We start from the raw sequence: 13,030 nt of genomic DNA, 5'->3' as shown, positions 1-13,030 counted from the left end.
TCCATTCGTCGGATTGAAAACGCCGTAAGTCATTCAATAACCACACATTTTTTAAGGAGGACGAGGTTATAAATGCCACTTTTTGGTGCAAGTTACGCTTATATATCCTTATATTAAAAAAGGGTATGGATCACAGGGGGGCGACACTGTTGGACGATTGCCCGTTTAACTGCTGGCATGTATCGCGAAGTTCCAGACTGTTGGACGACGCCGCACTGGCGACACGCTCCACTTGCCTGCAAAGCGCCAAACGCTCGGCCGCCTCGACCCGCTCCCGGTCGACCTGGGCATTGAGCCGCATGAAATAGCCACCCAGTAACACCGCGACGCACAGCACCCCGATCGCAAAGTAGCGAAAGCCGTAGGACGCTGGGGGTTCTGTCGGGTTCATGACACTAAGGCACCCTGCTCTTCTCGTATCGGACGTCGTCGCCCTCTAGCCGATCAACCATCGACCAGCCCAACCGCTGGTAAAACCCGTTGGCACGGATTTCATCGCGGCCATCGGTGATCAAAAACAACCGCTCATGCTGTTCAAACAGTGCCGCTTCAGCCACCGCCATCAAGCGGCGACCCAAGCCTTGGCCTTCATAGCCGGGCTGTACGAACATCGCAAACACCTCACCTGCGGCCCGGTCGACCATGGAAAAGGCGGCGGGCCGGCCCTCCATCTCGGCGATCCACACACAGGGCGCTGCACGAATGCTGTCCGCCAGCACCTGCGGGGTAATCCCCAGCGCGGTCATCTGTTCGCGGCTCAAATGGTTTTGCACCACCGAGGTGCGGATAGCGAAGAGCGTGTCGATATCGTCCGGCGTCGCCACGCGTATCAGCATTTGCATACGGGCCTCCTGTTGAAGGGCGCAATTGTATGCACATAGAAACATAAGCATTGTCGTGGATTTGTAAAAAGCCCAGCCGGCAGGTGTATAGGGGCGGTGTCGAGCCCTACAGGCATACACCCGCTTTAACTACACGGCATTCGCCTGCTGCTGACGACGATACTGCCCCGGCGCGATGCCATGCGCCTTGCGGAAGCAGCGTGAAAAGTACGCCTCATCGGTAAACCCGCAGCGCTGGGCGATCACGCCGATCATTTGCGCGCTGTTGAGCAACAAAGTGCGCGCCAATTGCATGCGGCGATCCAGCACCAGTTGCGAAAAGGGTTTGCCGGTTTCCTTGCGCAACAAATGGGTGAGGTAGTTGGGCGAGAGGAAGGCAGCGGCGGCAGCCTCCGTCAGGTTGAGGGTTGGCTCGTGCAGATGCTCGCGAATGTAGCCCTGCACCCGCGCCAGAGCGTCCTTGCGCCCGCGCCGGGTCGCGTTAGTGGCGGCAAATGCCTGCAGCGGTTCGGCGTACTGCTCACAGACCAGGCCGATCAGTTGGAAGAGATAGCCTTTTAACCGCTCACGGGCGCCGAAGGTGCGTTGGGCGTCCAGGGTGCGCATGTGCGCGAGCCAGGTTTTGACTTCGTCGAAGGCCGCATCGTCGAGGATGAAATCCAGCTGCTCCTGAAAGCGAAACGGCGACAACTCCGGCGCTTGGCCGATGGGAATGTCTTCCAGGTCCAGCGGGTCGCAGGTCAGCTGCGGCAGGAAAAACGCCTGGCTGAAGTTAATCAGCATGAACTCGCCGTCTTCGGGGTGGGGAATTACATGCAGGCGATGGGGCAGGATAAACGCCAGCGCCTTGTGCGGAAACGGCCGCACTGCGCCGCCGATATGCTGCACGGTGTCACCGCCCAGGTTGATCTGGATCTGAAAATATTCATGCCGATGCGGGCTGGTCAGCGCCGCCCGCCCGCGCTTGTCGCGGATATAAAAGTCGGGGCGGTCACTGCGCTGTTCCATGCCATAGGTGGTGACGCGGGTGCCTGGCATAACGAAATCTCGGGTGGCCTGGGCACCACTGTAGCCTCAACCCTGGCCGAGGGTGAAGCTCAGCTCGCCAACGCCGTCGATGCCGGCAGTAACCACATCGCCCGGCTGCAGCGCGCCCACGCCGGCAGGGGTGCCGGTAAAGATCAGGTCGCCGGCCTTGAGTGCGACGGATTGAGAGGCATAGCTGATCACTTCACTGACCGACCAAATCAAGTCGGCCAGGTCGCCGACCTGGCGCTGTTCGCCATTGACCTTCAGCCAGATTTTGCCGGTAGACGGGTGCCCCACCGCACTCACGGGTTGCAACGCGGTGCTGGGCGCCGACTCATCAAAGGCTTTGGCCCATTCCCACGGACGCGCGAGCTTTTTCGCCTGGGCCTGCAGGTCGCGGCGGGTCAGGTCGATGCCGACGCCGTAACCCCAGACGTGGGAAAGCGCGTCTTCAGGGCTGATGTTTACTCCGCCCTTTGCGATGGCCACCACCAGCTCCACTTCATGGTGAAGATCAGCGGTCAGCGGCGGATAGGCAATCACGCCCTCGGCCGGCACCACCGCGTCAGCCGGTTTCATGAAGAAGAACGGCGGCTCGCGATCCGGATCATGCCCCATCTCGCGGGCATGTTCGCTGTAGTTGCGGCCCACACAGAACACGCGGCGCAGCGGGAAACGCGCCGCGCTGCCGTGAATGGCCAGGGATGGGGTGGGTTCAGGGGTAATTACATAATCAGTCATGGCCTGCGCCTCTTGGTTTGCCTGGCGCCAGTATGACGAGGCGTGCCAGGGCAAAGTTGGACAGGCTGACGCAGATTTTGCACTGGCCGGTGCAGGTTAACCGGTTATTTGCGCGCGACCTTATAGCGCAGGCAATCCTGGTAAAAGCTCTGGCGAATCGCCTCGGGCTTGAGCCGGGAACGGCTGTCGTAAGTCTGCTCGGTGATGCCCATGGCCATCATGCGCATCCACGATTTGTTGAACTTGATCGTCTGGATCTTTTGTCGCGCGGCGTACAGCGAGACACCCGACAGCTTGAGTTCCTGAGCCCTGGCCGCCGTGCCGGCGCCCCAGCTGCACATGTACTTGTCACCCTCGCGCAGCTCCCGTGCCTGCACGGCAGCCGCGCCGCCCGCCAATGAGCAGGCGATCAGCATGATTCCAACAGTGCGCATGTGCTTCCTCACCTAACCACCTGAAAATAAAAGTGATTCTGGCGAGAATTTTGTTACAAAGGGGCCATTAAATTGCCTTATCTGCCTTTCACCATTGATAGGTCGCACTCGCCTGCACCGTGCGCTGCGAGCCATACCAGCACCACGAATAGGAATAGCAGGACGCCACGTATTCCTTGTTCGCCAGGTTAGTTGCGTTCAGCGCCAGGCGCAGGTTGTCCTTGGGGTTGGCGATGTTCGGGATGTCGTAGTGCACCGCCGCATCGACCAAGGTATAGCCCGGCACTTTCAGGGTATTGGCGGTATCGCCCCAGGACGAACCGACATAGCGCGCGCCCGCGCCAACGCCAAAGCCCTTGAGTTGACCGTCGTGGAAGGTGTAGTCGGCCCACGCCGAGGCGGTGTGGCGCGGTACACCGTAGGTGGTGGTGCCCTCAACCGGAATCGCCGGGCCTATACCTTTATCCGTGAGTGGCGCGTACTGCACGGTGCTGTTGGACTTGCTGGCGCGGTTATCCAGGTAGGCGTAGGCGGCGGTGATGTCCAGGTTATCGTTAAGGCTGGCCTTACCTTCCAGCTCGAAACCACGCGACTGTTGTTCGCCATCCTGGATGCTGCAGCGGCCGTTGCCACACAGATGGCTCGGGTCCGGGTCCAGGGTCGGCACGTTGCTCTGGCGCAGGTCGAAAATCGCCGCGGTAATAAAGCTGTTGCTGCCCGGCGGCTGGTACTTGATGCCGATTTCATACTGCTTGCCTTCGGTCGGCTTGAACACCGAACCGCCGTAACCGGTGCCCGATTGCGGGTTGAACGACTCCGCATAGCTGGCGTACGGCGCCAGGCCATTATCGAACAGATAGACCACGCCGACGCGGCCTGTAAACGCCTTGCTGTCCAGCGACGACTTGCTCTTGGCGCCGGTCTGGAGGGTTTTGGTGGTGCTGTCGGTGCTGGCCCAGTCATAACGACCGCCGAGCAACAACACCCATTTGTCCCACTTCATTTGCTCCTGCAGGTACGCCCCGGTCTGCTCGCTGCGTGAGGTGGCATCGGTGGCGAATGCCGGCGTGACCACGGGCGCGCCGTAGACCGGGTCGAAGATGTCCAGGTCCGGCCCCTTGCCGTAACCGGCCTTGGTGTCGGTGCTGGTGTTCTGGTAGTCGAGGCCCATCAACAGCCTGTGCTGCAGCGGCCCGGTGTCGAATTTGGCCTGCACCTGGTTGTCGAGGGTGTAGGCGTCCATGTCGACGTCGGTGGCGATGGTCGAGCGGTTGGAGGTGCGGTAATCGGCCTGCAGGTTGCTGTTGTAAATACTGCGGTAGATGCCTTCGGCGCGCAGGTAACGCGCGTTCTGGCGCACGGTCCAGACATCGTTGAAGTGATGCTCGAAGGCGTAGCCGACGGAGTAGTACTCGCGGTCGCTCTTCTCGAAGTTCTTTTCGCCGTCGTAGAAATCCACGTCGATCTTGCGCCCGGTGGGGCTGCGCAACACCGAGCCCCAAGCGGGAATAGAACCGTAGGACGCACCTTTGGGGTCCTTCTGGAAATGCCCGAGCAGGGTCAGCGAAGTCGCATCGTCCGGGCGCCAGGTGAAGGCGCTGGACAGCGACTGGCGACGGGTTTCGGTGTGTTCGACTTGGCCATCAGCATCATCGAACAACCCCGCCACCCGGTAGGAATACACGCCCTGCTCGTCCATCGGGCCGCTGAGGTCAAAGGTGGTGCGCTTCTTGTTGAAGGTGCCGTACTCGACGCCGACTTCATGAAACGGCGTATCCAGCGGGCGCTTGGTGACCATGTTGATCACCCCGCTCGGCGTGCCCTGCCCGTACAGCACCGAGGCCGGGCCGCGCAGCACTTCAACGCGTTCCAGGTCAAAGGCATCTTTTTGCGGCAAGGCGTCACGGCTCGACGGCATGCGCAAGCCATCGAGGTAGGTGGCCGGGGCGAAACCGCGGATGGTCAACTGGTCGAGGCGCGAGGCCGTGGCGCCACGGGTTTCCGGAACCACGGCGGCGCTGTAGCGCAAGATCTGGTTAAGGCTTTCGGCGTTCTGCGCGCGCATCTGGTCTTTGGTGACCACGGAGATCGACTGCGGGGTTTCGATCAGCGCGGTGTCGGTCTTGGTGCCCGACAAGCTGCGAGTGGCCACATAACCGATCACCGGCCCGGTGGGGCTTTCACTCTGGTAGGCACCGCTGATGGTGGTGGCCTGTAGCTCCATGGCGCCGCCGTTCTCCGGGATGGCTTCCAGGCGGTAGCGTTCGGCGGAGATCTTCAGCGCCTGCAAGCCGCTGCCGGCGAGCAGTTGGGTGAGTGCCACGTCGGTGTCGTATTGCCCACTCAAGCCGTTGCTGTGCTTGCCGCGCGTCAAGCTTGCATCGAATGCCAGTACCAGGCCCGCCTGCTCGGCCAGGCTATTGAGCGCTTGGCTCAGGTCGCCGGCGGGAATCGAGAAACGGCGCGACGCGCTGCTGCTTTCTTCGGCGAACGAGGACTGGACGGTCAGCAACGGCACGGCGGCAAAGGCAAACGCCACTGACAGGGCCAGTGGATGCAAGGGACGAGCAAGGCGCGACATGGGAAATCCTGCGTAATAGAGGTTCTATTAACCATGACGGCCATGTCCGGAAATCGGGCAAGGATGAGAGTGGTTTTTATTTGCTGAGGTTTTACGCAATGAGCTTGATCGCTTTTTTGTGTAGGCCTTCAGGCTAGTTCCTGGCGGTTTTTACCCGCTTAAAGTCGTCCCTTTCTGATTTTCTCAGCCGTTCATCCAGGCGCTTTTTCCTGCGGCATGCTCCGACGCCTTGCCCTTTTGCCGAGACGTCACGGATGACCCACGCCGCCCACATTGCCTTTATCGAACATGAGCTCAATGGCTTCCATCAGAGCCTGGATGAGTATCGCCAGCAGATGGGCGCCTGGTATGCGCGGGCGCTGGATTCGGTCAGCCATGCAGCGGACATGCCGTCGTTGCTGGGGATGGACAGGGTATTGCGGGTGGGGGATTCGCAACGTTCCTTCAGCATTTCCGATGCGGATTTTTCCACCGTTGCGCGCTGCTCGGCGGGTGGCGAGCTGAAGATCGAGAGCAAGTTCGAATCGGTGTACGACGTGCCGATCGGCAAAATCCCGGTTGAGGTTATCCGCCTGGAGGACGGCAGTTCCACGCGGGTCATGCTGGATGAGCATGGCAAAGGCTCCCACACCTGCGTGGCCGGCGGGCGCTATCAGGTGCGGGTACAAGGCGGTGTCTCCACGCAGCAGGTAGACGCGTTGTTTGCCTCCTACGCCGGGCTGACGGCGGATCTGGAGCAATGGCTGCGCGAGCAATGGAACGGCTTCAAACCGTCTTGGCAACAATCGACAGCCAGCGCGATTGGCAGCGGCGTTCTGGCGGGCAGTTGGGCGGCGATCCGGGACGTGTGGGACAGCATCAAGCTGGTGCAGGCGATTCTTGCAGACCCCATGAAGTTCGGCGAGCAGCTGGGTGCCGAGGCCGCCAAGTTGGCGCAGTTGGCCAGCGATGCGCCGCAGGTCATGGAAAAGGCCATGTTGCTGGCCAGTGATGAGGCGGCGCTGTACCTGATGGTGCGCACGGCGATGCTGTGGCTGGACGCGTTGCCACCGGGCGAGATGGCCGAGGCGGCGGCGGGGTTTGTGGTGTCGCTGCTGATCGACCTGGTGATTGGCGCAGTTTTGATGATCGCGCTGCCAGCGGCGGGTGTGGCGTATCTGAGCTTGCGGTTGGTCAAGTATGGCGCGCGGATACTGAATGCGGCTGTGGGCTTTGTGCGTGGCCTGCTCGGGATTCTGAGCAAGTTCATGCAGGCGGTGGATCGCTACAAAGCAGTGGCGGTTCGCGGGGTTGTCGGTGGGCTGAAGCAAGGCACGATGCAGATGCGCTGGCGCGCGCGGCAGAACGCGGTGCTGAAGCAGAAAGAGCATGTGGATGATGTGCCGGCCTCTGCGAAGAACCCTCGTGGAGACGCGGCGGCGCCTGCCGACAAAACCACCACCAATGGCTGCCCGGTGTCCATGGTCACCGGCGAAGAATTGCTGACCCTTACCGATGGCGCGCTGGACGGGATTTTGCCGTTTGAGTGGACGCGGTTGTATCGCACCAGTGCGGTGGAAGTGGATTGCGGGTTGGGGTTTGGCTGGAGTCATGCGCTGGCGCAAAGGCTGGTGGTGACGGGTGATTCGGTGGTTTGGACGGATCATGAGAATCGGTCGACTGCCCTACCCTTGCCTACTGTGGCTCGTCCGGCGATTACCAATAGCTTGGCGGAAGCGGCGATCTATTTGGGTGCTCTGCCCGATGAGTTGGTGCTGGCTCAGGCGTCACGTTTCTACCATTTCCGCGACGGTGTGCTGACGGCGATCAGCGATGCGTATGACAACCGGCTGCGGATTTCTCGTGATCGTTTGGGCCGAATTGAGCGGCTGGATAACGGCGCGGGTCGGTCGCTGTTTTTGCGCTACGAGCTCGGTCGCATTGTGGCCGTGGACTATCAGGTTCATCGCGCCAAAGGGCATGAGCCATATGTGTGGGTGACGGAGCAGAACGTCGTTTCCTACGCCTATGACGACGCTGGGCGACTGGTTTCCGCGACCAATGCTATAGGTGAAAGTGAGGTTTATCGGTACGACGATCAGCACGTCATTCTTGAGCGGCAACTGGCCGGTGGGGCGAGTTTCTTTTGGGCGTGGGAACGGGCTGGCAAGGCGGCCCGGTGCATCCGGCATTGGGCCAGCTTTTCGCAGATGGACACGCGCTATGTCTGGGATGACAACGGCAGGGTCACGGTTCACAACGCTGATGGCAGTCAGGAAGTGTATGTCCACGACCAGCGCGCGCGGCTGGTGCAGCGGATTGATCCGGACGGTGCGGAGCATTTCAAATCCTACGACGACAAGGGTCGGCTGACGGTTGAGCAGGATCCGCTGGGGGCGGTGACGGCGTATCAGTATGACAACGCCGGACGTTTGGTGGCGTTGTTTCCCGGGGACGACGAGCCGACTTCCTACGAGCATGACAACGGGTTCGTACGGGTTGTACGGCGGGGCGGGGCGGTTTGGAAGTATGAGCGGAATGACCAAGGCGATGTTACGCGTCAGACAGATCCTGACGGCCACATTACGGACTACACCTACGACAAATACGGGCAGCTGATTGGGGTTTGGTATCCGGATAACGGGTGTCATCGGCTGGTTTGGAATGAGCGTGGGCAGCTCGTTGAGGAACAGCTGCCCAATGGTGGGGTTAAGCGTTATCGCTATGACGATCTAGGGCGGCAGGTTGCGCGCGAGGATGAACATGGCGCGCTGACGCAGTATCAATGGGACGGTGTGGGCCGGTTGGTTCGTGTCGTACTTCCAGGCGGTGCAGCGCAAGAATACAGCTACAACCCCTACGGAAAAATCACCTCCGAACGTGACGAATTGGGGCATGTCACCCACTACGAATATGCCGACGGTTTGCACCTGATCAGCCGCCGCATTAATTCTGACGGCACCCAGGTCAACTATCGCTACGACAACGCTCGGTTACTGCTCACCGAGATCGAAAACGAAGTCGGCGAGACCTACCAGCTTGATTACCACCCCAACGGGCTGATCCAGCAGGAGATCGGCTTCGACGGCCAGCGCACGGCTTACGTGTATGACCTCAATGGCAATCTGCTGGAAAAGACCGAACACGGCGACGACGGTAGTCAGTTGGTCACCCGTTACGAGCGAGACTTTTCCGGCCGCCTCGTACGAAAAACCCTCCCAGACGGTGGAGTGATCGATTACGCCTACGACCGCCAAGGCAACCTCCTCAGCGTCGACGACGGCCACTGGGCGTTAGCCTACGAATACGACAGCCAAAACCGCCTCATCGCCGACCACCAAGGCTGGGGCACTTTACGCTACGGCTACGACGCCTGCGGCCAGCTGAAAAACCTGCGCCTGCCGGACAACAACCGCGTCACCTTCAACCACGACAAAAGCGGCCACGTCGCCACCGTCGAACTGAACGGCAACCCCCTCACCTCACACCTGTTCAACAACGGAAAAGAACGCCAGCGCCAACAAGGCCAATTGCTCAGCCATTTCGACTACGACGACCAAAACCGTCTACACGCCCACGCAGTCACTCAACAGGAGCACAAGCTCTACCGCCGCCACTACGACTACGACAAAACCGGCAACCTCACCCGCCTGCTCGACACCCGCAAAGGCGAACACCACTACCACTACGACCCCCTCGCCCGCCTGACTCGAGCGGATCACTCGCAAGACGTGCAAGAGCGCTTTGGCCACGACCCGGCGGGCAACCTGCTGATGCAGGATCGACCTGGCCCGGACATCGTGGCGGGAAATCGATTGGTGATGCAGGGCGATCATCATTACGACTATGACGCTTTTGGGAACCTGATTCGCCAAAGGCGCGGTAAGGGTCTCCAGCTCGTTACCGAGTACCGTTACGACTGCCAGCACCGGTTGATATCGATCACAAACCCGAATGGCCGGACGGCCAGCTATCGCTATGACCCATTTGGTCGGCGCATCAGCAAAACCGTCGACGACATAACGACGGAGTTTTTCTGGCAAGGCGACAAGCTGGTTGCGGAGCATCACGCGGATCGTCATCGCAGTTACCTCTACGAGCCGGACAGTTTCCGTCCGTTGGCGTTACTGGAAGGTTTTGGACCGAAAGACACCCAACCCTTCCACTACCAACTCGACCACTTAGGCACCCCGCAGGAACTCACCGCCCCCGACGGCGAAATCGTCTGGTCCGCGCATTACCGCGCCTACGGCCAGATCAGACGCCTAGACATCGAAAAAATCGACAACCCACTGCGCTTCCAAGGCCAATACTTCGACCCGGAAAGCGGCCTGCACTACAACCGCCATCGCTACTACAATCCAGATATTGGTCGTTACCTGACGCCCGACCCGGTAAAGCTGGCGGGTGGGATCAACACATACCAGTACGTGCCCAATCCTATCGGGTGGGTAGATCCGCTAGGCTTAAACACCTGTCCCGGCGCCAATGTATGTAAACCCGAACATAAAGCCGAGAGCCCAACACGGAACGCAAAAGCTTCCGATGGCGAGCCAACGTTACCAGTTAACACATCAAACCAAGAAAAAACCGTAAGGGTACGACACTATACGAGCAGGGCTGGCTCAAAAGGCATTGAAAAAGAGGGAGCAATATTGGCTCAAGACAGCAATAGAGTTTATCTTGAACCCGCAAAAAACAAAGTACTAAACCCGACAGAAGCGCAGGACAAATATCACATCAAAAAAAATAAAGGTCGCGATTACATTGAAACGGATGTAGAGGAATCACGATTGGAGTTGATAAAAAACCCCAGATATAACTCTACTGAGCTAACCGTAAAAGGAAACTTGACGTTAAAAAACCCAAAATTCACAAGGAGAAAGTAATGTTAGAAAACAATGAAAAAATAGTACTTCCCGGAAAAGAAGCACTTGACGCTCTTAAAGAAATCGAGTTTATATTGATATCCTTACACAAAATGGGCAGTTATTATGCTGAAAAGCCTGGTGCTCTAGAAGAGTATCGAAAAGCAACCACTGACTTCATCGACGATTGCGCCGTTACACAGCGCTTGGCAAAGGTCCGCAGGATCGTATCTATGCCCTTTGACGACTCTCTCGGTGATGACGAGATGGATGACATGGAAAGATATTTCTCCGATTTAAAATTCTGGGAGCCCAGTCAACCGATGAATCGAACAAGCCCTAGTACAGAAAAGATTACTATCTCAAAGGGAATCATTGAACAAGTCACTTGCAAAAGAAATGAATTACTAGTTTTTTTTACGGACCAACAAGATCAATCACTGCTGATCACTTTCCATAACCCGGCCGCCTTTAAAAGTATAAATGCGATCACCTCTCAATGTGAGATACACGAGGAAAAGGATTCTAACCTTTCGCAAGAGGTAGCACGCATCGCTCCAGACAAATCAGGTAAAAATTATTGCTTCAAGGACAGCAGCAGCGGCGAAGTTATCTTTTCAGTGATAGCGGGTAGCTACAGCATTGAGAGGATATGAGATTGACTGAACACCTGTTTCGGATATATGGCCGACTTGGTAGCCAGCGACCCGGTAACGGATGGATGAGAAGCTGTATCAGCCGGGGAGCACAGACAGTGGATAAATACTCTAAAACTGGAGGAGCCCTTATTTGAGTAAAAGCGTAGATTAATTTGCTGATAGTGATCCAATCGTGGCTACGACAGACGAAGACAAAAGTCAGGAAACATCTCGAGAATATTAAGGTCGCAGAAGACCTCAACGGAGGCGACGTCAAAATCTACGACCTTTCATTACTGGGTACAAGACGTTATTTAAGCCTAGATGGCGTGATTCCTAATAACAAGACCTTCCCGACTGGAAAGCAAATGGGGTAGGAACCAAAGCGAATACAATGAAGTCACCCACTTTAATAAGACACCCAGAAAATGAAAATAATTTGCGTGCCACTTACGACAGAAGCAATGAAATTGCTGGACATAAACGAATGCCCGGACGCTCTACTTGAGACTGTCTCGCTTACTGAAAAAGAACACCAACAATTTTTAAATTCTGGCGCATTAGAAAGCATAAATTATGCGACAGGGAAGATAATCGATGAGTATGAGGACGAAATCATAACCACTCCTGAAGAACTAGAAACAACTTTGCAAATATTGAAAACCCACTTAAAACCTGAAAACTCAAAAACATTAACCAAATTAATCCAATTAAACGAATTAGCAATCAATAAAAGCACAGGGTTATTTTTCTTTTTTTAACCGTTCAATCTTAAACCCATCGCCAGTTTCATCCAGGACAATACAATCACAGGAAAACACTGCTAGTGTAAAATAAAAAATAGCACTTAATGAAAAGGAAGCACTTGATACCCTTAAAGAAATCGAGTTCATACTGATGTTTCTACACAAAGTGGGCAGCTATATGCTTATAAGCCTAGCGCCGTGGAAGAGTATCTATCCTAGGCAACGAGTGTGATTTTTTGTTCGGCTTAGACACTCAGATTACGTCAACCAGAGCCGATAGACTGGATAGACAATACGATGAAAACCAAGCCCTTAGAAAATTTTATAACTGAGTATTTGGCACAGGTAAAAAAAGTAACAAAGCTAATTGAGCGCTGATTCGGAGCCACAAATATTCTGAGCCTTTGGTGCTCCACCACCACACATAGATCCTGCGCGCATGACTGTTGACCGCACGTCCGTCACACTCATGCAAACACCCAAAAATAACTTTGAAAAAGTATGGCGCAGGCTAAGTTATCTTAGAGATATTTCCACCACGGAGATTTCAAAGTAATACTTTTCGACAAAATGTCTCTCTCCTTCAGATTTTATGACCCGGAAACGCGTGGAGCCGCGCAACTTATCTGCCTCTCTAAGCACGCAGAACTATTAAACGAAATTATTGCCACGATGAAAATAACAGAAATTCAACAAGGCGATGTATACACCTACATCCATCGCGAACAAAAACGCTATGATTGTCAATAGCACAACCGGCTAGAGTCGAACTAAGTAGAAGCAAAATGAAAATTCGAATTATCGATACATTTTCTGAGCTAGGCGTATTGCACGTGAGCTTCCAATCACCCGTCGGAAGTGGCACTGCCCTATGGAGCGACTCTGTGCCAAAAGCCGGTGAGATCGTTGATATGGAGTTCGATTTGGATGAGGTTTTTTCGTGGGGGAAAAATATGACGCACTCCTCTGAAAAAACACCGAAAATCAGTGCGATAGCCAACGTCACTTATATTACGGCTGAACTATCCCAAAGTGCAGATGAAGAATGCGCAGCATTAAATCTCAGGGACTCAATAATCCTCATCGAACTTGACGGAGCGATCCCCCTACAATCCGGGTTCGTTGAGTTAAGAGCAGCTAAAATTCACCTCTACCCAACAAACATTTAACCC

Annotated in this window: 10 protein-coding genes; 4 read left to right on the top strand and 6 right to left on the bottom strand. The window is 56.2% G+C overall.

The annotated features are described in order from the left end of the window. Positions 1-130: 130 nt before the first annotated feature. The 6 genes from NTD89_RS02375 to NTD89_RS02350 all read right to left on the bottom strand — a co-directional run bounded on the left by NTD89_RS02375 (position 131) and on the right by NTD89_RS02350 (position 5,627). Positions 131-391 carry a hypothetical protein gene (locus NTD89_RS02375; protein ID WP_242197453.1) on the bottom strand — a complete coding sequence of 87 codons (261 nt, stop codon included), beginning with the start codon at positions 389-391 and terminating at the stop codon, positions 131-133. Between the two features lie 4 nt (positions 392-395). Continuing rightward, positions 396-842, bottom strand: coding sequence for a GNAT family N-acetyltransferase (locus tag NTD89_RS02370; RefSeq protein WP_262206335.1), 447 nt, complete (start codon positions 840-842; stop codon positions 396-398). A 129-nt stretch (positions 843-971) separates the two neighbouring features. Beyond that, positions 972-1,880 (bottom strand): helix-turn-helix transcriptional regulator, encoded by a 909-nt coding sequence (locus NTD89_RS02365; RefSeq protein WP_262206334.1) that lies wholly within the window; start codon positions 1,878-1,880, stop codon positions 972-974. Between the two features lie 36 nt (positions 1,881-1,916). Continuing rightward, complete coding sequence (locus NTD89_RS02360; RefSeq protein ID WP_242197462.1) at positions 1,917-2,612, bottom strand: fumarylacetoacetate hydrolase family protein; 696 nt, start codon at positions 2,610-2,612, stop codon at positions 1,917-1,919. A gap of 104 nt (positions 2,613-2,716) precedes the next feature. Continuing rightward, on the bottom strand, positions 2,717-3,046 hold the full coding sequence (locus NTD89_RS02355) for a hypothetical protein (RefSeq protein WP_145164581.1): 330 nt from the start codon (positions 3,044-3,046) through the stop codon (positions 2,717-2,719). 88 nt (positions 3,047-3,134) lie between these two features. Then, a complete protein-coding gene (locus tag NTD89_RS02350; RefSeq protein ID WP_262206333.1) occupies positions 3,135-5,627 on the bottom strand; it encodes a TonB-dependent siderophore receptor in 2,493 nt (830 codons plus the stop codon). Positions 5,628-5,881: 254 nt separating this feature from the next. Between NTD89_RS02350 and NTD89_RS02345 the strand changes: the two genes are divergently transcribed. The 4 genes from NTD89_RS02345 to NTD89_RS02330 all read left to right on the top strand — a co-directional run bounded on the left by NTD89_RS02345 (position 5,882) and on the right by NTD89_RS02330 (position 13,027). Further along, a complete protein-coding gene (locus NTD89_RS02345) occupies positions 5,882-10,495 on the top strand; it encodes an RHS repeat-associated core domain-containing protein (protein WP_262206332.1) in 4,614 nt (1,537 codons plus the stop codon). Next, on the top strand, positions 10,495-11,130 hold the full coding sequence (locus NTD89_RS02340; RefSeq protein WP_262206331.1) for a hypothetical protein: 636 nt from the start codon (positions 10,495-10,497) through the stop codon (positions 11,128-11,130). Before NTD89_RS02345 ends, NTD89_RS02340 begins: the two co-directional genes overlap by 1 nt. Positions 11,131-11,576: 446 nt before the next feature. Further along, the gene (locus tag NTD89_RS02335; RefSeq protein ID WP_262206330.1) at positions 11,577-11,873 is read left to right on the top strand and encodes a hypothetical protein; all 297 of its coding nucleotides are present in this window, start codon (positions 11,577-11,579) and stop codon (positions 11,871-11,873) included. 770 nt (positions 11,874-12,643) lie between these two features. Continuing rightward, positions 12,644-13,027 (top strand): hypothetical protein, encoded by a 384-nt coding sequence (locus tag NTD89_RS02330; protein ID WP_262206329.1) that lies wholly within the window; start codon positions 12,644-12,646, stop codon positions 13,025-13,027. Positions 13,028-13,030: the final 3 nt, after the last annotated feature.

Source organism: Pseudomonas sp. 14P_5.3_Bac1 (assembly GCF_025466135.1).
Lineage (GTDB): Bacteria > Pseudomonadota > Gammaproteobacteria > Pseudomonadales > Pseudomonadaceae > Aquipseudomonas.
The sequence above is the reverse complement of the archived record's forward strand: the minus strand, read 5'-3'. Positions and strand labels throughout refer to the sequence as shown.

What these genes read in the sequence shown, in the direction of transcription:
- NTD89_RS02375 (WP_242197453.1), bottom strand. Translation starts at nt 391, where the DNA reads ATGAACCCGACAGAACCCCCAGCGTCCTACGGCTTTCGCTACTTTGCG.
- NTD89_RS02370 (WP_262206335.1), bottom strand. Translation starts at nt 842, where the DNA reads ATGCAAATGCTGATACGCGTGGCGACGCCGGACGATATCGACACGCTC.
- NTD89_RS02365 (WP_262206334.1), bottom strand. Translation starts at nt 1,880, where the DNA reads ATGCCAGGCACCCGCGTCACCACCTATGGCATGGAACAGCGCAGTGAC.
- NTD89_RS02360 (WP_242197462.1), bottom strand. Translation starts at nt 2,612, where the DNA reads ATGACTGATTATGTAATTACCCCTGAACCCACCCCATCCCTGGCCATT.
- NTD89_RS02355 (WP_145164581.1), bottom strand. Translation starts at nt 3,046, where the DNA reads ATGCGCACTGTTGGAATCATGCTGATCGCCTGCTCATTGGCGGGCGGC.
- NTD89_RS02350 (WP_262206333.1), bottom strand. Translation starts at nt 5,627, where the DNA reads ATGTCGCGCCTTGCTCGTCCCTTGCATCCACTGGCCCTGTCAGTGGCG.
- NTD89_RS02345 (WP_262206332.1), top strand. Translation starts at nt 5,882, where the DNA reads ATGACCCACGCCGCCCACATTGCCTTTATCGAACATGAGCTCAATGGC.
- NTD89_RS02340 (WP_262206331.1), top strand. Translation starts at nt 10,495, where the DNA reads ATGTTAGAAAACAATGAAAAAATAGTACTTCCCGGAAAAGAAGCACTT.
- NTD89_RS02335 (WP_262206330.1), top strand. Translation starts at nt 11,577, where the DNA reads ATGAAATTGCTGGACATAAACGAATGCCCGGACGCTCTACTTGAGACT.
- NTD89_RS02330 (WP_262206329.1), top strand. Translation starts at nt 12,644, where the DNA reads ATGAAAATTCGAATTATCGATACATTTTCTGAGCTAGGCGTATTGCAC.